The organism is Salinimicrobium terrae DSM 17865 (assembly GCF_000424665.1).
In the GTDB taxonomy this organism is placed as follows: domain Bacteria; phylum Bacteroidota; class Bacteroidia; order Flavobacteriales; family Flavobacteriaceae; genus Salinimicrobium; species Salinimicrobium terrae.
The window spans coordinates 183,671-202,404 of the sequence record NZ_AUKI01000020.1 but is presented as its reverse complement, the minus strand read 5'-3'; the positions used below and the strand labels follow the sequence as shown (position 1 = coordinate 202,404).

At 40.5% G+C, this 18,734-nt stretch carries 20 protein-coding genes; 9 read left to right on the top strand and 11 right to left on the bottom strand.

Features of this window, described 5'->3' with window-relative positions; genetic code table 11:
• Nucleotides 1-84: 84 nt before the first annotated feature.
• The 4 genes from trmD to H148_RS0110015 all read right to left on the bottom strand — a co-directional run bounded on the left by trmD (nucleotide 85) and on the right by H148_RS0110015 (nucleotide 4,641).
• Complete coding sequence (trmD, locus tag H148_RS0110030; protein WP_029034689.1) at nucleotides 85-771, bottom strand: tRNA (guanosine(37)-N1)-methyltransferase TrmD; 687 nt, start codon at nucleotides 769-771, stop codon at nucleotides 85-87.
• A 68-nt stretch (nucleotides 772-839) separates the two neighbouring features.
• Nucleotides 840-1,421, bottom strand: a complete 582-nt coding sequence (locus tag H148_RS0110025) for a hypothetical protein (protein ID WP_029034688.1) — start codon at nucleotides 1,419-1,421, stop codon at nucleotides 840-842.
• Between the two features lie 275 nt (nucleotides 1,422-1,696).
• Complete coding sequence (locus H148_RS0110020) at nucleotides 1,697-3,145, bottom strand: glyceraldehyde-3-phosphate dehydrogenase (RefSeq protein WP_029034687.1); 1,449 nt, start codon at nucleotides 3,143-3,145, stop codon at nucleotides 1,697-1,699.
• A gap of 128 nt (nucleotides 3,146-3,273) precedes the next feature.
• Entirely contained in the window at nucleotides 3,274-4,641 is a 1,368-nt protein-coding gene (locus H148_RS0110015) for a S1C family serine protease (RefSeq protein ID WP_029034686.1), read from the bottom strand.
• Between the two features lie 133 nt (nucleotides 4,642-4,774).
• Here H148_RS0110015 and dapF point away from each other — a divergent pair, with 133 nt between their 5' ends.
• The 4 genes from dapF to H148_RS0109995 all read left to right on the top strand — a co-directional run bounded on the left by dapF (nucleotide 4,775) and on the right by H148_RS0109995 (nucleotide 7,994).
• Complete coding sequence (gene dapF, locus H148_RS0110010) at nucleotides 4,775-5,563, top strand: diaminopimelate epimerase (RefSeq protein WP_029034685.1); 789 nt, start codon at nucleotides 4,775-4,777, stop codon at nucleotides 5,561-5,563.
• Entirely contained in the window at nucleotides 5,557-6,078 is a 522-nt protein-coding gene (locus tag H148_RS0110005) for a GNAT family N-acetyltransferase (RefSeq protein ID WP_029034684.1), read from the top strand. The genes dapF and H148_RS0110005 overlap by 7 nt, the downstream gene beginning before the upstream one ends.
• 2 nt (nucleotides 6,079-6,080) lie before the next feature.
• On the top strand, nucleotides 6,081-7,124 hold the full coding sequence (mltG, locus tag H148_RS0110000; RefSeq protein ID WP_029034683.1) for an endolytic transglycosylase MltG: 1,044 nt from the start codon (nucleotides 6,081-6,083) through the stop codon (nucleotides 7,122-7,124).
• A gap of 195 nt (nucleotides 7,125-7,319) precedes the next feature.
• On the top strand, nucleotides 7,320-7,994 hold the full coding sequence (locus H148_RS0109995; protein ID WP_029034682.1) for a hypothetical protein: 675 nt from the start codon (nucleotides 7,320-7,322) through the stop codon (nucleotides 7,992-7,994).
• Here the strand turns inward: H148_RS0109995 and H148_RS0109990 are convergent.
• From H148_RS0109990 to dnaA, 3 genes are read right to left on the bottom strand one after another with little or no spacing between them, the layout of a single operon-like run.
• A complete protein-coding gene (locus H148_RS0109990; protein ID WP_029034681.1) occupies nucleotides 7,972-8,700 on the bottom strand; it encodes an SAM-dependent methyltransferase in 729 nt (242 codons plus the stop codon). The two genes, H148_RS0109995 and H148_RS0109990, sit on opposite strands and share 23 nt — an antisense overlap.
• Before the next feature lies 1 nt (nucleotide 8,701).
• Entirely contained in the window at nucleotides 8,702-9,157 is a 456-nt protein-coding gene (locus H148_RS0109985) for a low molecular weight protein-tyrosine-phosphatase (protein ID WP_029034680.1), read from the bottom strand.
• Nucleotides 9,158-9,159: 2 nt separating this feature from the next.
• Nucleotides 9,160-10,587 (bottom strand): chromosomal replication initiator protein DnaA, encoded by a 1,428-nt coding sequence (gene dnaA / locus H148_RS0109980; RefSeq protein WP_029034679.1) that lies wholly within the window; start codon nucleotides 10,585-10,587, stop codon nucleotides 9,160-9,162.
• Between the two features lie 211 nt (nucleotides 10,588-10,798).
• Here dnaA and H148_RS0109975 point away from each other — a divergent pair, with 211 nt between their 5' ends.
• The gene (locus H148_RS0109975; protein ID WP_029034678.1) at nucleotides 10,799-11,197 is read left to right on the top strand and encodes an acyl-CoA thioesterase; all 399 of its coding nucleotides are present in this window, start codon (nucleotides 10,799-10,801) and stop codon (nucleotides 11,195-11,197) included.
• Here the strand turns inward: H148_RS0109975 and H148_RS0109970 are convergent.
• From H148_RS0109970 to ribD, 4 genes are read right to left on the bottom strand one after another with little or no spacing between them, the layout of a single operon-like run.
• The gene (locus tag H148_RS0109970; protein ID WP_029034677.1) at nucleotides 11,191-11,808 is read right to left on the bottom strand and encodes an IMPACT family protein; all 618 of its coding nucleotides are present in this window, start codon (nucleotides 11,806-11,808) and stop codon (nucleotides 11,191-11,193) included. The genes H148_RS0109975 and H148_RS0109970 overlap by 7 nt on opposite strands.
• Nucleotides 11,799-12,677 (bottom strand): EamA family transporter, encoded by an 879-nt coding sequence (locus tag H148_RS0109965; protein ID WP_029034676.1) that lies wholly within the window; start codon nucleotides 12,675-12,677, stop codon nucleotides 11,799-11,801. The genes H148_RS0109970 and H148_RS0109965 overlap by 10 nt, the downstream gene beginning before the upstream one ends.
• A complete protein-coding gene (locus tag H148_RS0109960) occupies nucleotides 12,674-13,282 on the bottom strand; it encodes an HAD family hydrolase (RefSeq protein WP_029034675.1) in 609 nt (202 codons plus the stop codon). The genes H148_RS0109965 and H148_RS0109960 overlap by 4 nt, the downstream gene beginning before the upstream one ends.
• The gene (gene ribD, locus H148_RS0109955) at nucleotides 13,275-14,324 is read right to left on the bottom strand and encodes a bifunctional diaminohydroxyphosphoribosylaminopyrimidine deaminase/5-amino-6-(5-phosphoribosylamino)uracil reductase RibD (RefSeq protein WP_029034674.1); all 1,050 of its coding nucleotides are present in this window, start codon (nucleotides 14,322-14,324) and stop codon (nucleotides 13,275-13,277) included. The genes H148_RS0109960 and ribD overlap by 8 nt, the downstream gene beginning before the upstream one ends.
• A gap of 29 nt (nucleotides 14,325-14,353) precedes the next feature.
• Between ribD and H148_RS0109950 the strand changes: the two genes are divergently transcribed.
• The 4 genes from H148_RS0109950 (at nucleotide 14,354) to ligA (ending at nucleotide 18,456) form a co-directional block, all read left to right on the top strand.
• Complete coding sequence (locus H148_RS0109950) at nucleotides 14,354-14,839, top strand: GNAT family N-acetyltransferase (RefSeq protein WP_029034673.1); 486 nt, start codon at nucleotides 14,354-14,356, stop codon at nucleotides 14,837-14,839.
• A 124-nt stretch (nucleotides 14,840-14,963) separates the two neighbouring features.
• Entirely contained in the window at nucleotides 14,964-15,806 is an 843-nt protein-coding gene (prmC, locus tag H148_RS0109945) for a peptide chain release factor N(5)-glutamine methyltransferase (protein ID WP_029034672.1), read from the top strand.
• Nucleotides 15,803-16,468 carry a VOC family protein gene (locus H148_RS0109940; RefSeq protein ID WP_029034671.1) on the top strand — a complete coding sequence of 222 codons (666 nt, stop codon included), beginning with the start codon at nucleotides 15,803-15,805 and terminating at the stop codon, nucleotides 16,466-16,468. The genes prmC and H148_RS0109940 overlap by 4 nt, the downstream gene beginning before the upstream one ends.
• Entirely contained in the window at nucleotides 16,465-18,456 is a 1,992-nt protein-coding gene (gene ligA, locus H148_RS0109935) for an NAD-dependent DNA ligase LigA (RefSeq protein ID WP_029034670.1), read from the top strand. The genes H148_RS0109940 and ligA overlap by 4 nt, the downstream gene beginning before the upstream one ends.
• Nucleotides 18,457-18,734 lie beyond the last annotated feature (278 nt).

Sequence of the window (18,734 nt, the reverse complement as noted above, 5' to 3'; positions counted from 1 at the left end):
AACATTCACGGAGATCGCCAGAGGTTGGTTCAGAAACGTGTGCAAAAGTAATAATTTTTATGATTCTAAAAAGAAACCTTTTATTTATTTTTCTTCTTCATTTAAAAGGTCTGGCCTCAGAACTAAAGTTCGGGCATAAGCCTGCTCTTCCCGCCATTCTTCAATCTTTGGCGTGTTTCCGGAAGTGAGTATTTCCGGTACTTTCCAGCCTTTATATTCGGCAGGGCGGGTGTAAATTGGCGGGGCAAGTAAATTATCCTGAAAAGAATCTGTTAGCGCCGAAGTTTCATTGCCAAGAACCCCTGGAAGTAGTCTTATAATGGTATCACAAAGTATTGCTGCTCCCAGTTCTCCACCCGAGAGAACATAATCCCCTATTGAAATTTCCCTGGTAATAAAATGATCCCGCACTCTTTGGTCCACTCCTTTATAATGGCCGCAAAGAATAATGAGATTTTCTTTTAAAGAGAGTTCATTGGCAATTCCTTGTTTAAGAGTTTCACCATCGGGGGTCATATAAATAACTTCATCATAATCCCTTTCTGCTTTCAAACCCTGTATGCATTTGTCAATGGGTTCAATCATCATGACCATTCCTGCACCTCCTCCATACTGGTAATCGTCAATTTGTTTATAATTATCTGTCACGTAATCCCGTAGATTGTGAAGGTGGATCTCCACATGGCCTTTTTCAATTGCTCTTTTAAGAATAGATGCCTCAAAAGGGCTTCTTAAAATTTCAGGGACAACAGTAATTATATCAAGTCTCATGAGACGGAATTTTACAGGCAGAATATAACGCTGTAAAGTTAGTTATTAGCAACAAAAGGGAAGAACTGTTATTTAGCAACTTTAAGCTGCTTGTTCTTCTCATCCTGTAAAAGCCTTCCCAGACGCTGCTCTTTTTCCAAAGCCTTCGCTCTGTAGGCATCGAATTCCTTTTCCAGTTCTGCCAGGTTTTTACGGGCTTCTGTGGTGTGGACATGACTTCTCTTGAATCTCACCACAAACAAGACCAGCGCCAGAATCAATATTCCCGCCAGGCTCCACATCATTGTGTTGTAGGTGGCTTTGCTAAATGACATTCCCAAAAAAGATATTTCATCTTTTTGAGCGGTTACAGCAGTTAACTGTTCCTGAAAACCTTCCAGTTGGGCCTGTAGTTCCTTAATTTCAGCTTCCTGAGCTTGGAATGCATCCTGGGAAGAAGCTATTTCTTCTTTAAGTTCTGTGATCCTGTTTGAGGTCAATTCCTGTAAGGTGGTGAGTTGATCTGTATCAACCACTTTATAACCCTTAAAATTATTGGAGCTGGTAATTAATTCCTGAAATTTTTCAGCAATAGTGGTTTCCCCCGGAGTTTGTGCTACTGTTGTGTTAACAGTAAATAAAATAAAAGCGGCAAATATAATCTTCTTCATAGCAAGTATAATTTCTTGGTCATAATCACAACGAACCCCTATAATTGTTATTGTAGAGAAAATTTTAAATTTTCTCTTTTAACTTTCTGTGTCTAAACGGGCATAGGAAAAGAGGTGGCAAAATTATACAATAATCCGGTTGACGGTCCTGCAACTGAAGAACTTTTTAGTTAATTTTTTGGAAACCTAAGGAGCGCGGGCAGAGTCTTGAACCCCAGGAAATAAAAAACCCGTCACCAGAGGATGACGGGCAGGTTAACTAACTAAACTAACAATTAATAATAAGTATATCTTCTTACCTTAGCGATATATTTTGCCAACCTTATAACCTGATGGCTGTAGCCGTATTCATTGTCGTACCAAACATATAGTAATATGTTTTTTCCATCTCCGGAAACTATTGTGGCATTACTGTCATAAATAGAGGGTTGGGCAGAACCCATAATATCGGTGGAAACAAGTTCATTATCTATAGAGTACTTGATCTGTTCGACCAGATCGCCCTCCAGAGCATATTTTTTCAGAATGTCATTTACTCCTTCGCGGGAGGTGGAAGTTTCCACTTCCAGATTAAGGATCGCAAGAGAACCATTTGGCACAGGAACGCGAATTGCATTAGAGGTAAGTTTACCTTCAAATACCGGAAGCGCTTTAGACACGGCTTTGCCTGCTCCTGTTTCGGTAATTACCATGTTAAGGGCGGCAGCACGTCCTCTCCTGTACTTCTTGTGCATATTATCAACCAGGTTCTGGTCATTTGTATAGGCATGAATGGTTTCCAGGTGTCCGTGAACTACACCCAGGGAATCCTGCACAGCTTTTAAAACAGGAGTGATGGCATTTGTTGTACATGATGCCGCCGAGAAAATAGAAACATCATCGGGATTGTACTCCAGGTGATTTACCCCATGTACAATGTTGGGAATACCTTTTCCAGGGGCAGTTAGTAAGACTTTTGAAGCTCCTTTTGAGCTTAGATGTCTGCTAAGGGCCTCCTGGTCTCTAAAAGCTCCGGTATTGTCTATTACCAGTGCATCATTAATTCCGTAGGAGGTATAATCTACTTCTTCGGGTTCATTTGCCGAAATCATGTGAACTGTGGTGCCATTAACTATAAGACATTTTTTTTCAACATTGTAAGAAACAGTTCCTGAAAAATTTCCATGCACAGAATCATTTTTTAGAAGACTGGCTCTTTTTGCCAGGACCGTCTCATCAATTTTCCCGCGGGTAACGATTCCCCTAAGCCTCAACTGGCTTCCTTTACCTGTGCGTGTCATAAGTTCCCGGGCAACTAATCTTCCAATGCGTCCAAAGCCATACAGCACTACATCTTTTGGGGTAGGCTCATCAACCTTTTTTGCGTCTTTCAATCTTCCTGAAACAAAAGCTGTTGCATTTGAGGATTTCTCACCATCCAAATGGTATTCATAGGTCAGCTTTCCAATATCAAGCTTTGCTGGGGGGAAATCCAATCTTTGTATGGCTTCAGCAATTTCAACCGAATCAAAAATAGATATTGGCTTTTGTACAAATTCACCTGCATATTCGTGCAGGTCCAGGATATCACTGACATTGCGGTCTATTAATTGATTTCTAAATAAAACCAGTTCAATAGATTTGTCGTACCATAAATCACTTACTGTTCTAATAAATTGGACTGCCGCCCTGCGACGATCTGCCTGAAAGGATAATTCTTTTTCGTAGACTTCGTTGGAATTCATTTTTTCTTTATTGTGTTGCTTTTAAAAACTGGAGCAAAAGTATATATTTCAAACGTTTTCGTAAAAATATTTTAACAAAAAATACCTGCTTTTTTAGCAGGTATTTTCTATTCATTTAAACTTGAAACTTATCTCCAAACATATTTTTGTTTTTCACCATCAGGAGTTATAAATGTGACAGTTATGGGGTCATGGGAAGATCGTTGGGTCATTATTCTTTCAACATCCTCAACATTCTTTACCGGAATGTTATCAATAGCGGTAATAATAGTACCGTAAAGTTGTTCATTCTGCATTTGAGGGGTTAGACCTCTTGTAATCTTCACACCATTCTTTACATTCTTTTGTTTAAGATCTTCAGCCGTGGCGTTAGTTACTTCAAGGCCTATTACCTTTATTTGATAGACGTCAGCTTTTTTGGTAAGAGTAACATCAAATTCTTTCATTTTTTCACTTCGAATGACCTGTACCTTCACAATATCATTCGGTCTTTTAGAACCAATATAACCCGTAAGATCCGAGAATTTCCGGATTTCTACGTCGTCAAGTCTGATGATGATATCTCCCGATTTAATTCCTGCTTTATCTGCACCACTTCCGTCTTCTACCTGGTCAACATAAACTCCTTCAGAAATATTTAGGTTGTAATCTCCTGGCACCCTGGCAGCTTGTACTCCCCGAATTCCCAGTATGCCCTGTTGTACATCTCCAAACTCAAGAATGTCTTCAACAATTTTTCTTGCGTTGTTGGAAGGTACCGCAAAGGCATATCCTACGTAAGTTCCGGTTTTAGAAGTAATAGCTGTGTTAATACCAATGAGTTCACCATAAGTGTTGACCAATGCGCCTCCACTGTTTCCGGGATTAACTGCTGCATCTGTTTGTATAAAAGAGGAGACATTTGAATCCATTCCGAGGTCCCGTGACTTTGCGGAAATAATTCCGGCGGTTACTGTTGAGGTAAGATTAAATGGATTTCCTACTGCCAATACCCATTCACCAATTTGTGCATTATCTGAATCCCCAAATGGCAGATAATCGAGATCTTCAGCATCAATTTTCAGTAGGGCGATATCAGTTGTCGGGTCGGTTCCTATGACTTCAGCCATGTAGTTCTGGTTATTGTTAAGAGTTATCTGAAGGCGGCTTGCGTTCTGGATTACGTGGTTATTTGTTACTATATAACCATCCGGAGAAATAATTACTCCACTACCGGCTCCCTGCAAGGCCTGAGCGGTACTGGAAGAAAAGGGAGATTGTCGAACTGTTCCTACGTTCTTGACGTGAACAACTGCGTTGACTGTTTTGCTGGCTGCTTCTGTAAAATCGACATTACCATCTGCAGGAAGCGAATTAAAATTTACCGGCGTGTAGGCGGGGATACCGGAACTTTCCTGAATGAAGATGGTATCATCTTCAATAAAAAGCACGTATCCACCAAGGGTAAGAATTCCGCCTAAGACCGAGATCATGAGAAAACTTGTGATTTTTTTCATATTTCTTATATTTTTTAGTTAATGAGGAACAAATAATTAAAGTTTTTAGTTCAAATCTTCCATAGTAATACCTGTACTCAACTGCTCCCGATTTTTATGTTTTATTGTATCTTTGACCCCTCAAAATCGCCAGATGAAACTGAACTTTTTTAAATATCAGGGTACGGGAAATGATTTTATTATGGTAGATAACCGTACTTCGGTTTTATCCAAAAATGATACCACTTTGATAAATTTTCTTTGTGACCGAAAATTTGGCATTGGAGCAGATGGTCTTATCCTCCTGGAAAAGCCTGCTAAAACAGGAGAAGATTTTGAAATGGTTTATTTCAATGCCGATGGAAATGAGAGCAGTATGTGTGGTAACGGCGGAAGATGCCTGGTTGCTTTTGCAAAATTTTTAGGAATAGTTTCCCATAAGGCAGCTTTTACTGCAATAGATGGTTTTCACGAAGCAGTAATAGAAAAAGACCTGGTCGGCCTGAAAATGGCAAACGTAGACTTTATTTCTAAAATCGGTAACGCATTATTTCTGAACACTGGCTCTCCTCATCATGTCATTTTTTCAGAAAACGTGGCTTCGATAGACGTCAAAAAGGAAGGTTCAGCAGTACGTTATTCACAACAGTATAATCCACAGGGAGGAACAAATGTAAATTTTGTTTCTTCTACAGACAAGGGTAATTTTAAAGTGAGAACTTATGAAAGGGGAGTGGAAGGTGAAACCCTTTCCTGCGGTACAGGGGTAACAGCTGTGGCTCTTGCTGCATTTCATTCGGGAAGGACATCTTCAACTACTGTTAAATTAAATACACCGGGCGGTGACCTGGAGGTTAGTTTTCAGGCTTTGGATGACGGGTATAGAAACATTTGGTTAAAGGGACCTGCAAAACAAGTTTTTAAAGGAGAAATAACATGTTAACCTTAAAAGGAGATCTGGTCTATTTAAGAGCGTTGGAACCTGAAGATCTCGATCTGCTTTTTGAAGTGGAGAATAATGAGGAGTTTTGGGAGGTTAGTGCTACCAGTGTACCTTTTTCCCGCTACATTCTCAGGCAATATCTGGAGAATTCTCATAAAGATATTTACGATATTAAACAGCTAAGACTGGTTATTTGTGACATTGCAGGAGCGCCAGTTGGTTTTATTGATATTTTCGATTTTGATCCAAAAAACCGGCGTGCTGCTTTAGGCATCGTGATTATTAACAGAAGGAACCGCCTTAAAGGTTATGGCACCCAGGCTTTGGAACTGGTTTGTAAATACTGTTTTGCACATTTGGGTCTGCATCAGGTCTATGCAAATGTGGGGGACGAGAATATTTCGAGTAAGTTACTGTTCGAGAAAACAGGATTTTTTAAAGCAGCAACAAAAAAAGATTGGAATCTGGTGGGTGGAGAATATAAAAATGAAGTTATGTATCAATTGATCAACTAAAAATGTATATCAAAAAAATCTTATTAATAATTGCCCTTTTGGGAATCCTTGGTTTGGCAGGATTTTCCTGGTACATATATGATATTATCTTTTCTTCAAACACTGCTTTTTCTGAAGAAACTGTGGAAGTTTATGTGCCTACCGGTGCTACTTATCCTCAGGTACTTGAGCTGCTGGAACCTTACCTTGAAAACGAAGAGGAATTTGAAGTTGTGGCGCAAAAAAAGGGATATGTGGACAATATTAAAGCCGGAAGATTTATTCTTAAAAAGGGCATGAACAACAATGAGATTATAAATACACTCCGCAGTACTAATGAGCCTGTGTGGGTGACTTTCAATAATCAGGAAAGGCTTGAGGATCTTGCAGGAAGAATAGCTTCCCAAATAGAAGCAGATAGTACAGATCTTTTGGAAAGTATGAAGGATTCTGCTTTTTTAACACAGTATGGCTTTGGAGAAAGGAATGCCCTCTCCATGTACATTCCTAATAAGTATGAGTTTTTCTGGAATACTTCTGCTGAAGAATTTCGTGACCGAATGAAATCCGAATATGATCGTTTCTGGACAGAAAAAAGGCTGGCCCGTGCGGAAGAGTTAGGACTCACACCCCACGAAGTAATGGTGGTCGCTTCCATTGTGCAAAAGGAAACAGCAAAAGTAGATGAAAGACCCAAAGTTGCCGGGGTATACATGAATAGGATAGAAGACGGCTGGAAACTGGAAGCAGATCCTACGGTGATCTATGCATTGAAGGACAAATTACAGAATTTTGATACCATTATAAAGAGGGTTTTGTATGCAGATCTTACCCTGGACTCCCCATACAACACCTATAAATACAAAGAGCTTCCTCCCGGGCCCATAGCCATGCCCGATATTTCCTCAATTGATGCTGTTCTAAACTATGAGGATCACGATTATTTTTATTTCGTGGCCGATGTGGAGAATTTTGGCTACCACAAGTTTGGGAAAACCCTCTCGCAGCACAATGCCAATAAGAGAGCCTATATTCGGTGGATTAATGAGCAAAAAATTAAAAGGTAAATAATTAAGCTTTAGAAGATTATAGGTCATACTAATTTCCTCTTTGGCACGTTCTATGCTTTAATGTCCAAACCTGTAGGAATTTCTATGGGATTAAAGTTTAACAGGTTGATAATTAGATTATTAAAAAAAGTCTTACATTTGTCGGCCGTTTCGGGAAAAGCTTTTAGGTTTTCTCGAGCAAAAACAAATAGGATGAAGAAGAAAGTTGCAAAATTTTCAGTATTACCGGTTGTAGGAGCATCAATTTTCTTTTATAGCTTTTCGACCCACAAAGCAGAAGATTTTAATACTGCTTTGCTTGAGGAGTTTAAGACAGTAAATGAGGAACTTATATTTGATGTTCCATTTTCTCCAGATGCTACTGTTTTTGATCCACAACTTCGATTTTACCCACAATTAGGCAAGTCGTATGTAGCCTTTAAAGAGGCTTTGGGTTTTAAAGAATCCGGAGGGGATTACAAGGTGATCAACGATTTTGGTTACATGGGGAAATACCAGTTTGGTAGAGGAACTCTAAAGTTAATCGGAATAAGAGACACAACTCTTTTTCTAAACTCCCCCGATCTTCAGGAAGCTGCATTTTACGCAAATGCCTCTCGTAATAAATGGATCCTGCGTAAAGATATTGAACGATTTCAGGATCAGGTAGTAAATGGGATCAGGATCACCGAATCGGGAATTCTTGCGGCAGCTCACCTTGCAGGACCCGGGAATGTCAAGAAATTTCTTAGAAGTAATGGAACCAACAGTTTTAGTGATGGTTTTGGTACCTCAATTAAGCATTATTTTAAAAAGTTTGAGGGCTTTGATACTTCTTTTGTGGTTCCCGACAGGAAAGCGAAAGCTAATAATCCTTCTGTAATATAAAAATGGTGGGCCTTTTATGAAGGTCCATTTTTGTTTTACCCCATTCTGCAGCTGTTTTCGTAACAATATATTCTGTGCTTAAGGTTAGATCGCAAGCTACACAAATGCGGGTACCGGGATGCAGCGTCTGAATCAAGTCTTCCAGTATTTTATTATTTCTATAAGGAGTCTCAATAAAAGCCTGCGCCTGATTCTTCTCAAGGGAAAGCCTCTCCAGATTTCTTATCTCACTTTTTCGGGCTGCTTTATCAATAGGAAGATAGCCGTTAAAAGCAAAATTTTGTCCATTCATCCCCGAAGCCATCATTGCTAAAAGAATAGAGGAAGGGCCAACCATTGGCACTACCTGAATGCCTTCCCTGTGGGCGATTTTCACCACTTCGGCTCCGGGATCGGCAACTCCGGGGCAACCTGCTTCACTCAGCAAACCTAAATCTTTACCTGCTTTGCAGGCTTCTAAAAAAGAAGGAATTTCAGCAGGATCTGTATGTTTATTTAAAAGAAAAAACTGAAGGGAAGGCTGGGATTTTTCCGGGACTAATTTTTTTATTGCCCTGCGGGCGGTCTTCTCATTTTCGGCAATAAAGGTCTCAATACGCTCAACCTGTTGTTGAACGGTTGCCGGCAAAACTTCCAGCGGGTCATTATCACCCAGAGTTGTGGGTAGTAAATATAATTTTCCAGAGAAGGAGAAGGGATTGTTCAAATTATTGATGTTTTTTGGCAATAACTTCACAGGCTTCATTAAGCATTTGATATACCCTTTTAAAACCATCAGCACCACCGTGGTAAGGATCCGGGACCTCTACATTTTCGCCAGGAAATATTTCGTTGAGTATGAGGGATACCTTATTTCTATCTTTTTCATTTCTGGCCTTGGAAATTACATCGCGGTAATTGGCCATATCCATGACATAAATTTTGTCAAAGCTGTCAAAATCTTCTACTGAAAACTGACGTCCCCGCTGTGAAGTAATATCGAGATTGTTCTCTTTCGCAATTGAAACAGACCTTGGGTCCGGACAATCATCCACATGGTAATCACTGGTTCCTGCTGAATCCACAACAATTTCCTGTGGATTAATCTTGGATTTGAGAATGCCTTCGGCCAGGGGTGACCTGCAAATATTGCCGAGACACACCATCAGGATTCTGGTCTTCATATTTACAGGGTTAATTTTTTGTTGATGTCCTCAACAAATTTTTGAAATTGTTTATCTGTAGAAGCTAAATTGTCAACAGTTTTGCAGGCGTGGAGTACAGTAGCGTGATCCCTTTTTCCAATTTGAGAACCTATGCTGGCTAAAGAGGCTTTTGTAAATTTCTTGGCAAAGAACATGGCTAACTGTCGGGCCTGGACTATGTGTCTTTTCCTGGTTTTAGATTGTAGTGTTTCCACATCCATCTGGAAATATTCACTAACGATTTTCTGGATATAGTCTATTGAAACTTCGCGTTTTGTATTCTTTACGTAATTATCAACGATCTTCTTGGCAAGCTCAAGAGTAATATCCTTTTTATTAAAAGAGGAGTGAGCGATTAAGGAAATTATAGCACCCTCCAGTTCCCTGATATTCGTTTTTATATTATGTGCAAGAAATTCTACTATCTCTTCGGGCATCTCTACTCCGTCACGATAAAGTTTGCTCTTAATAATGGAAATCCTGGTATCTGTATCTGGATGCTGCAATTCGGCTGAAAGTCCCCACTTAAATCGGGAAAGCAACCGCTGTTCAATATCTTGCATATCCACCGGTGCCTTATCACTGGTAAGGATAACCTGCTTCCGGTTTTGGTGCAGGTGATTAAAGATGTGGAAGAAAACATCCTGAGTTCCGGCTTTCCCCGAAAGCAACTGGATATCATCCACAATAAGTACATCTATGATCTGGTAAAAATGAATAAAATCATTTCTATTATTCTTCTTTACCGACTCAATATATTGTTGGGTAAATTTTTCTGCAGAAATATATAAAACCGTCTTTTCCGGATATTTATCCTTAATCTCAATTCCAATAGAATGGGCGAGATGGGTTTTCCCAAGTCCTACCCCTCCAAATATTAGTAGAGGATTGAAAGAAGTTTCTCCCGGTTTATTAGCCACGGCCAGTCCTGCAGATCTTGCCAACCTGTTGGAGTCTCCTTCCAAAAAGTTGTCAAAGTTGTAACTGGGATTAAGCTGTGATTCAATCTTTACATTTCGGATACCAGGAATTATAAACGGATTTTTTAACTCCGGATTTTTATTCTTAATCGGCACATCAACTTCCTGGGAAGTCATGTTCGAACGATTTGTGCTCGGGATCTTTTCTGTAAAAGGTTGTTTGTTTCCGTAGGTATTTTCCATTCTTATGACATACACTAATTTTGCCTGGTCACCGAGCACTCTGTTTAACGAAACTTTAAGAAGTTTAACATAGTGCTCCTCAAGCCACTCGTAAAAAAATTTAGAAGGTACCTGAATGCTCAAAGCCCTGTCTGAAAGTTTAACTGCCTGTATTGGTTCAAACCAGGTTTTATACGCCTGTGGAGTAATATTATCTTTTATAAAGTCTAGGCAGTTATTCCAAACTGATTGCGCAGTTTCTGACATTCCGGAATCTAAATTTTTAATGCGTTTGTTAGTAGTGGTTTCCATAAGAAAAAGAGAAAATATCTTTCTCCCGGGTTTTTTAGAGCAACAAATATGTGAACAAATTATCTGAAAAAAAAACGTTTGCCTACTTGAAATTTAACAAAAATTTTAGCATACTTCGTTCACTGTGAAAGTACAAAACCGAATTAAATAATTCATCAAAAAAATCATGAAAAGCCATCTCACCTATGTTAAAGTTAGATATGCAGAGACAGATCAAATGAGAGTAGTCTATCACGGCAACTATGCGCAATATCTTGAAATTGCCCGTATTGACTGGCTTGCGGCTATTGGCATTTCCTATCGAAAGATGGAAGAGGAAGGGGTTATGCTGCCTGTTTACGAACTTAATCTGAAATTTAAAAAGTCGGCAAAATTCGACGATGAGCTAAAGATCATTACCCGCCTCAAAAAGAAACCCGGAGTGCGGATAGAATTTGAATACGAGATCTTCAATCAACACGATGAACTTTTAACCGAAGCCGAAACTACCTTAATATTTATGGATATAGAAAAGAATAAACCTGTGAAATGTCCAAGGTATGTTCTGGAGAAACTGGGTTATTGATCTTCAAGTTCTTTTATGGCAACTTTATATGTAACATCAAATTTTTCATAGATCCTTTCGGCTTCACCTTTTCTTACCGAAATTATGATCCTGCAGTCGAGTTCCAGGATTTGATCCACAACATTTAAATTATTTTCCTTGATCACCCGCATCACTTTGTTCATTTCGGGATAATCAAAGGAGATCTCAAACTTCAGGTCGATGGTGCGGGTGACGATCTGCGATTCTTCCAATGCCATTTGTGCAGCAGTTTTGTAGGCATTGATTAAACCGCCGACTCCTAATTTTACCCCGCCAAAGTATCTCACCACCACAATTAGAATATTGGTAACTTCAAAAGACTGAATTTGTCCATAAATGGGCATTCCTGCCGAATTTGATGGCTCCCCGTCATCATTGGCCCGGTAATGAAAATGACTTTTTCCCAGCTGCCAGGCGTAACACCAGTGTCGCGCGGCATGATGTTTCTTCTTTTGGTCCTCGAGATGTTCCTTAGCCTCTTCTTCAGTGGTAACCGGAAAAGCATATCCAAAGAATTTGCTGTTCTTGTCTTTAAAAAGCACCTCGGGAGAAGCCGCTGTGATTGTTTTATATGTATCCTTTACATCCATTCTTCAGCAGTGGCAATTAAAATAATACTGGTAATGGCCAGCAGGATTCCAATCCAGTTCTTTGGTAACATCCTTTCCTTAAATAAAAGAATTCCCAGGAAGGTCGAGATCATGACAATAGCGACGTTGTTCAACGGAAAGATTGTGGAACTTTCCATGCCTTCTGTGCGTAAAGCCAGTACCAAAAAGTAAATGGATCCAAAATTCGGGATTCCCAGAACGACTCCTCCAATCACATTTTTGAAACTTAAGCGGAGAGATCCTCTTATCCCCTGGAAAATAAGAATACAAATTCCTATAAGTCCGGCAATTGCGAAAATAGTAGAAGAGAAAAGAGCGACATCGGCTTCGGCGACATAAGAAGTTTCCAAAAACTTGAGTGTGGTGTCAATAATTCCACTGCCAAAGAAAACCAGGAGCGGAAAGATCAAATTCCGCTTCTTAATTTTTATGCCTTCTTTCTTTTTTATTGAGGTTAAATATACTGCTATAAGAGCCAGGATTATCCCTGTAATTTTAATCCAGCCCGTGCTTTCATTGTAAAGGATGATTCCGAAAAGTACAGGAATTGCGACTGACATTTTTGTAGCTACAGAGACTACAGATAATCCGCTTTTTTGAGTGGTAAGGGCTGCCAGGTAAAAGACAGCGATGAACATGAACCCAAGAATAAAAGTGCCTAAGAACCAGGCTTCAGAAACCACTTTTAGAGGATTTGGGATTTGGCGGTCAATGAGCATTCCAGCTGAAAAAGCGAAGAAATAATTAAAGATAATCGCCTGCAGCGTGTTGATCTTAAAACGCTCAAAAAGTTTGAAGATCACAAAGATCACACTCGAAGAAAGTACGCTTAGCAGCAGATAGATCAAAACAATTCGCTTTTAACAGTGAATAGATCGACTACATCCTCCTTCATGGGATCGATATTCCAGGTGTGGATGCCGAGTTTTGCAGCGGCCTCAGTATTTTCGGCAGTGTCGTCAATAAAAAGTGTTTCTTGAGGCTTGAGGTCGTGTTGTTCCAGTACATACTCATAGATCTCAGGATCGGGCTTGCGCAGGTTGATCTCCTGCGAAAGGTAGAAAGCATCAAAGCAGTTTTTAAATTCTTCGAAAAAGGAAATATTCTGCTTCACCCAATCAATATGAATATGATTGGTGTTACTCAACAAGATTAACTTATACTTACCCTCTTTTTTCAGCTGCTGAAGAAATTTCAGTCGGTGCTTCGGAAAATCAATCAGGATGGAATTCCAGGAATTTACAAATGCTTCTGAAGTTAACTGCGGAAATGACCTGCTATAACCTGAAATAAATTCTTCCGAAGAAATAAGCCCTTTTTCGTACTGCATATTCTGCTGCAGCATTTCCTCTGAAAAATGTGAAATTTCGAGCTTCTTTAATTCCCGGGCCGTTGCGGGTTTATCCAGGTTGAGAAACACATCTCCAAAATCAAATATTATGGACTTAATCATTAAGAATAATTTTTAGGTGGTCTTCGTCCACTCTTGTTTCGGAAGCGAGGCTGCCAAAGGCTTCGGGAGCTTTAATTCCCTCTCTAAAATGCGGTTTTCCGGTGAAAATTCGGGCTTCATCCCATAAATTGGTATCGATAAAGGTCTGCAGCGTCTCCCTGCCGCCTTCAATAATGACCGATTGGATCTCGTGACGGAAAAGGATCTCACAAACCTGTTGTGCCAGGTCTTCCTGAAAATTTAGGGTTTCAAAAATGACATTTTTGGGCAATATTTTTTCTGAAGGATTTTCTGTCAGTACAATCGTCTTAACTGAGCCGTCAAAAAGGTGAGAATCCTGCGGAATTCTCAAGGTTCTGTCAAGGACAATCCGTACCGGGTTATTGCCTTGCCACAACCGCGTGTTGAGCTTAGGATTATCGGCCACTGCGGTGTTGGTGCCTACCATAATTGCCTGTTCTTCAGACCTCCATTTGTGAACGAGCTGCTGCGTATATTTTCCGGTGATCCAAACCGGCTTTCTTTCGGCATTTTTGAGAGGTAAAGGCGCTAAAAAGCCGTCGCTGCTTTGTGCCCATTTCAGGATGATATAAGGCCGCTGTTTGGTGTGAAAAGTGAAAAAGCGTTTGTTGAGCTCCCGGCATTCCTTTTCCAAAACACCCACACGGACTTCACAACCGGCGTCCATTAATTTTTTGATTCCTTTACCCGCCACTTCAGAAAATGGATCTGCAGTTCCAATTATCACTTTTTTAATTCCGCTATCAATAATTAAATTACTGCAGGGTGGTGTCTTTCCATAGTGGCTGCAAGGTTCCAGGCTCACATAGATTGTTGACTTCGAAAGCAGGCTCTTATCCTTCACAGAATTTACTGCGTTCACCTCGGCATGAGGTTCCCCGGCTTTTTGATGCCAGCCTTCCCCGATAATCGCATCATTATGAACAATAACACTGCCTACAACGGGGTTGGGGTAGGTCCTTCCCAGTCCGTTTTGAGCCAGCTGAATACAGCGATTTATGTATTTTTCATGTATCTTCACCGGCACAAAAATAGCATTTAATAGAGATAATGAGCAGTTATGTAATACGGGAAATAAAACCCGAAGATAATGAACAGGTTAAAACTTTAGTGCAAAGTGTCCTGGTGGAAATGGGAGTACCAAAAGTGGGAACGGCTTATGAAGACGCTTCCCTAAATGATATGCATGCAGAATATAATGCTCCGAATAAGGAGTATTTTGTGGTGGAGGATAGCGGAAAAGTCGTCGGCTGTGCAGGGATAGCTCCTTTAGCCAATTTTGAAGGCTCTATCTGTGAGCTTCAAAAAATGTATTTCTTACCCGAGGTGAGAGGAAAGGGCGTGGGAGCCGAAATGATGAAAAGATGTCTGGAATTTGCCAAAGCACAGGGCTTTGAAAAATGTTACATAGAAACCATGCCTTACATGAAGCAGGCCCAGAAGCTTTATCTTCGTTCAGGTTTTGAGTCTTTGGAAGGTCCGCTGGGCGATACCGGGCATTACAATTGTAGTGTTTGGTTGATTAGAGATCTTTGATCTCAAATTCCAATTTTTTAAGCACCAAATTCCAAAGTTGATTTTAGAATTTGAAAATTAAAGTCCCCCTTCAGGGGGATTTAGGGGGAATCTTTGCGCCCTTTGCATGAAATACTACCAGTGAATGAAAATAACAGCCTTCAAAAATCACTTTTTTGACACCTTAGAAAAGGAATATCCTAAGGAGGAGACGGGTTCGTTCTTTAATATCCTGCTGCAGGAATTTACCGGACTTTCCAGGTTGGATCTTGCACTCGATCCGCAGCGGGAACTGTCAGCAGAGGAAGAGGAAAAGCTGAATACCGCCTTACAAAGGCTTCAGCGACATGAACCCATCCAGTATATCACCGGCAACACAGAATTCTTCGGATTAAATTTTCAGGTGAACAGGAATGTACTCATTCCGCGGCCGGAAACTGAGGAGCTGGTGCAGTGGGTACTGGAAGATCTGGATGCTTCCGAAGAGATTAAAATCCTGGACATTGGTACCGGTAGTGGCTGCATTGCGATTTCCCTGGCTAAAAATCTGCAGGCGAAAGTTTCAGCTTTGGATATTTCAGAAGAGGCATTAGAAGTGGCGGAAAAGAATGCAGAGATTAAAAATGTCTCAATAAAGTTTCTTCAAAATGACATTTTGAGCCTGGAAAAACTTCCGGAGAAATTTGATGTGATAGTTTCGAATCCGCCGTACGTACGGGAGCTGGAGAAGAATGAGATGCAGCGCAATGTGCTGGAACATGAGCCCGAAACTGCTCTTTATGTGAAGGATGATGATCCCCTGATCTTCTATCGGAAAATCACAGAGTTGGCAGCAAACAACCTGCACGCAGGAGGGAAATTGTACTTCGAGATCAACCAGTACCTTGGAAATGAAACTGAAGCACTTTTAACTGAAAAAAATTTCCAAACCCGCCTGAAAAAGGATATTTTCGGGGTGGATCGCATGTTAAGAGGCATCAAATTATGAAAATTGAATTTTTGAAGCTTTACACTCCTAATCTTCAAGGCCAGCTGCGCTTTTACAGCGAAGTCCTGGCGCTTGGTGTGGAAAAAACTTCAGAAGAGAATTTCCGGGTGAAAATGGGTTTTTCGACCCTCGAGTTTGAAGAGGATAGAAATGCTACTCCTTACCATATAGCTTTTCACATTCCGGCGCTGCAGGAAGAAAAGGCGCTCCAATGGCTCAAGGAGCGGGTGGAAATTTTGCCTGGGGATGACAAGGAAATCATCGATTTTCCGGCCTGGAGGGCGAGATCCATTTACTTTTATGATGAAGATAAAAATATTCTGGAATTTATTTCCAGAAAACATATCTATGAAGCCGATTCCGAAAAATTTTCTTCAGAAAGTATTTTGGGGATCAGTGAAATTGGCCTTGCAACTTCAAATGTGGAAGAGAGTTTCGATTTCCTCAATTCTCATTTTGGTCTTACCAAATTTACGGGCGATTACGAGCATTTTTGCGCTACCGGTGACGACGAAGGGCTTTTCATTATTATCAACAAAGAACAAAAGGACTGGATACCTGTGGGGGACAAAGCTTATCCGTCGCCTTTTGAAATAAAAATATCTGTCCAAAATGCCATTTTTGGAACCTCATTTAAGCACGAAAGACTTACTCTTCTATGAAACCCGAAGAAAAAATAAATAAGCTGCGGGAGGAATTACACCGCCACAATTACCTGTACTATGTTTTGGACAAGCCGGAAATTTCCGATTATGATTTTGACCAAAAGCTGAAGGAATTACAGGAACTGGAGGAAAAACACCCGGAATTTTACGACGAGAATTCTCCCACGCTTAGAGTTGGAGGCGCTGTCACCAAAAGTTTTGCAACGGTTGTTCATGAGAACAGGATGTATTCGCTTGATAATTCATATTCCAAGGAAGATCTTGAAAACTGGGAGAAAAGGATAGAAAAGCAGGTTGATGGTGAGGTGAATTTCACCTGTGAGTTAAAGTATGACGGGGCTTCTATTAGTCTTACCTATGAAAAAGGGAAATTTAAGCAGGCTGTGACCCGGGGCGACGGCATACAGGGAGATGATGTCACCAATAATGTGCGTACTATAAGGTCTGTGCCTTTGAGATTAAAGGGAGATTATCCCGAAAAATTTGAGATTAGAGGAGAGATCGTGCTTCCGTATGAAGGGTTTGCTCAGTTGAATGCTGCCAGAGTAGAGGCAGGAGAAGAGCCGTATGCGAATCCCCGGAATACAGCTTCGGGAAGTTTGAAATTGCAGGATAGTGCCGAAGTGGCGAAAAGACCCCTGGATTGTCTTTTGTTCAGTTTAAGCGGAAATTTATCCGGAATCAAAACTCAGTATGAGGGCCTTCAAAAAGCAAGGGAATGGGGATTTAAAATTCCGGAGGAAGCAAAGCTTGCCAGAAATCTGAAGGAGGTAATGGATTTTGTTAATTACTGGGACATTCATCGTCATGATCTGCCGTATGAAACGGATGGAGTAGTGGTAAAAGTGAACAGCCTGCACCAGCAGGACGAGCTGGGATATACTGCAAAAGCTCCAAGATGGGCAATGGCCTATAAATTCAAAGCCGAGCAGGTTTCTACAAAATTGAATAAGATAAGTTACCAGGTGGGACGCACGGGAGCGATCACGCCGGTGGCCAACCTCGAACCGGTGCAGCTTGGAGGTACAACGGTAAAAAGAGCATCCCTACATAATGCCGATCAAATTGAAAAATTGGATGTTAGAGAAGGGGATGAAGTGTATGTAGAAAAAGGTGGAGAGATCATTCCGAAGATCATTGGGGTGGATTTTACCAAAAGAGATCCCGAATCCGATCCAATCGAATATATCACCCAATGTCCCGAATGCGAAACTGACCTAGTGCGAAATGAAGGAGAGGCGCAGCATTACTGCCCTAATTTTAATGGTTGTCCACCCCAGATCATTGGAAGGATCCAGCATTATATTTCCCGGAAAGCAATGGACATTGAAGGTCTTGGAGGAGAGACAGTGGCCTTGCTGGTCAATGAAGGGCTGATTGGAAATTACGCCGATCTTTATGAATTGAAGAAAGAACAGATCCTACCGTTGGAACGTATGGCTGAGAAGTCGGCTGAAAATTTGATCAATGGAATTGAGAATTCAAAGCAAATCCCTTTTGAACGGGTGCTGTTTGCCCTGGGAATAAGGTACGTGGGGGAAACTGTAGCTAAAAAACTGGCAAAGGAATTCAAGAATATTGATGCATTAAAAAAGGCAAAAAAGGAGGAGCTTGAAAATGTTGATGAAATTGGGGAACGTATAGCCGAAAGCGTTGTGGAATTCTTTGCAGATGAAGAGAATGTAATGAATGTCGAGCGGTTAAAAGGCTATGGCCTGCAACTGGAGATATCTGCTGAAAAACTTGCCAACCAGACCAATAAGCTCGAAGGCCAGACCTTTGTTGTCTCCGGAGTGTTCGAAATGTCCCGAAATGACCTTAAGAAACTGATTGAAGATAACGGCGGAAAAGTTTCCGGTTCTATTTCCTCTAAGACCAGTTATGTTGTGGCCGGTGAAAATATGGGGCCAAGTAAACTGGCGAAAGCCGAAAGTTTACAGATCCCAATCATCGATGAGAAAAAATTCCTGGGAATGATCGGGTGACTAGAGGCCAGTAGATATTATAGCCGTTAGGATAATTGAAAGAATCAGGAAGATGGTAAACATTGATCGTTGTTGAAAACACATCCCCTTGTAAGTATCAAGAACTTTTCTTTTGATCATGATGCAATTTTTTAATTATGTATCTTTTATCTTTACTAAAATCGGGTCAAAATTAGAATTTTAAGCAGTAGCTGCTGCTCTTGATTTCAGTTTTAACCCAATTTTGAGTCTTTGTCTTTTTCAATGATCATTATCCATAGCTATCTTCAGAAGGTTAT

Bases quoted from the DNA above. Each gene is read 5' to 3' on its own strand.
- H148_RS0109940 (WP_029034671.1), top strand. From the start codon at position 15,803: ATGAAAATTGAATTTTTGAAGCTTTACACTCCTAATCTTCAAGGCCAG.
- H148_RS0110005 (WP_029034684.1), top strand. From the start codon at position 5,557: ATGTTAACCTTAAAAGGAGATCTGGTCTATTTAAGAGCGTTGGAACCT.
- prmC (WP_029034672.1), top strand. From the start codon at position 14,964: ATGAAAATAACAGCCTTCAAAAATCACTTTTTTGACACCTTAGAAAAG.
- dapF (WP_029034685.1), top strand. From the start codon at position 4,775: ATGAAACTGAACTTTTTTAAATATCAGGGTACGGGAAATGATTTTATT.
- H148_RS0110020 (WP_029034687.1), bottom strand. From the start codon at position 3,145: ATGAATTCCAACGAAGTCTACGAAAAAGAATTATCCTTTCAGGCAGAT.
- H148_RS0109950 (WP_029034673.1), top strand. From the start codon at position 14,354: ATGAGCAGTTATGTAATACGGGAAATAAAACCCGAAGATAATGAACAG.
- trmD (WP_029034689.1), bottom strand. From the start codon at position 771: ATGAGACTTGATATAATTACTGTTGTCCCTGAAATTTTAAGAAGCCCT.
- H148_RS0109985 (WP_029034680.1), bottom strand. From the start codon at position 9,157: ATGAAGACCAGAATCCTGATGGTGTGTCTCGGCAATATTTGCAGGTCA.
- ligA (WP_029034670.1), top strand. From the start codon at position 16,465: ATGAAACCCGAAGAAAAAATAAATAAGCTGCGGGAGGAATTACACCGC.
- H148_RS0110025 (WP_029034688.1), bottom strand. From the start codon at position 1,421: ATGAAGAAGATTATATTTGCCGCTTTTATTTTATTTACTGTTAACACA.
- H148_RS0109975 (WP_029034678.1), top strand. From the start codon at position 10,799: ATGAAAAGCCATCTCACCTATGTTAAAGTTAGATATGCAGAGACAGAT.
- dnaA (WP_029034679.1), bottom strand. From the start codon at position 10,587: ATGTCAGAAACTGCGCAATCAGTTTGGAATAACTGCCTAGACTTTATA.
- H148_RS0109970 (WP_029034677.1), bottom strand. From the start codon at position 11,808: ATGGATGTAAAGGATACATATAAAACAATCACAGCGGCTTCTCCCGAG.
- H148_RS0109960 (WP_029034675.1), bottom strand. From the start codon at position 13,282: ATGATTAAGTCCATAATATTTGATTTTGGAGATGTGTTTCTCAACCTG.
- mltG (WP_029034683.1), top strand. From the start codon at position 6,081: ATGTATATCAAAAAAATCTTATTAATAATTGCCCTTTTGGGAATCCTT.
- H148_RS0109995 (WP_029034682.1), top strand. From the start codon at position 7,320: ATGAAGAAGAAAGTTGCAAAATTTTCAGTATTACCGGTTGTAGGAGCA.
- H148_RS0110015 (WP_029034686.1), bottom strand. From the start codon at position 4,641: ATGAAAAAAATCACAAGTTTTCTCATGATCTCGGTCTTAGGCGGAATT.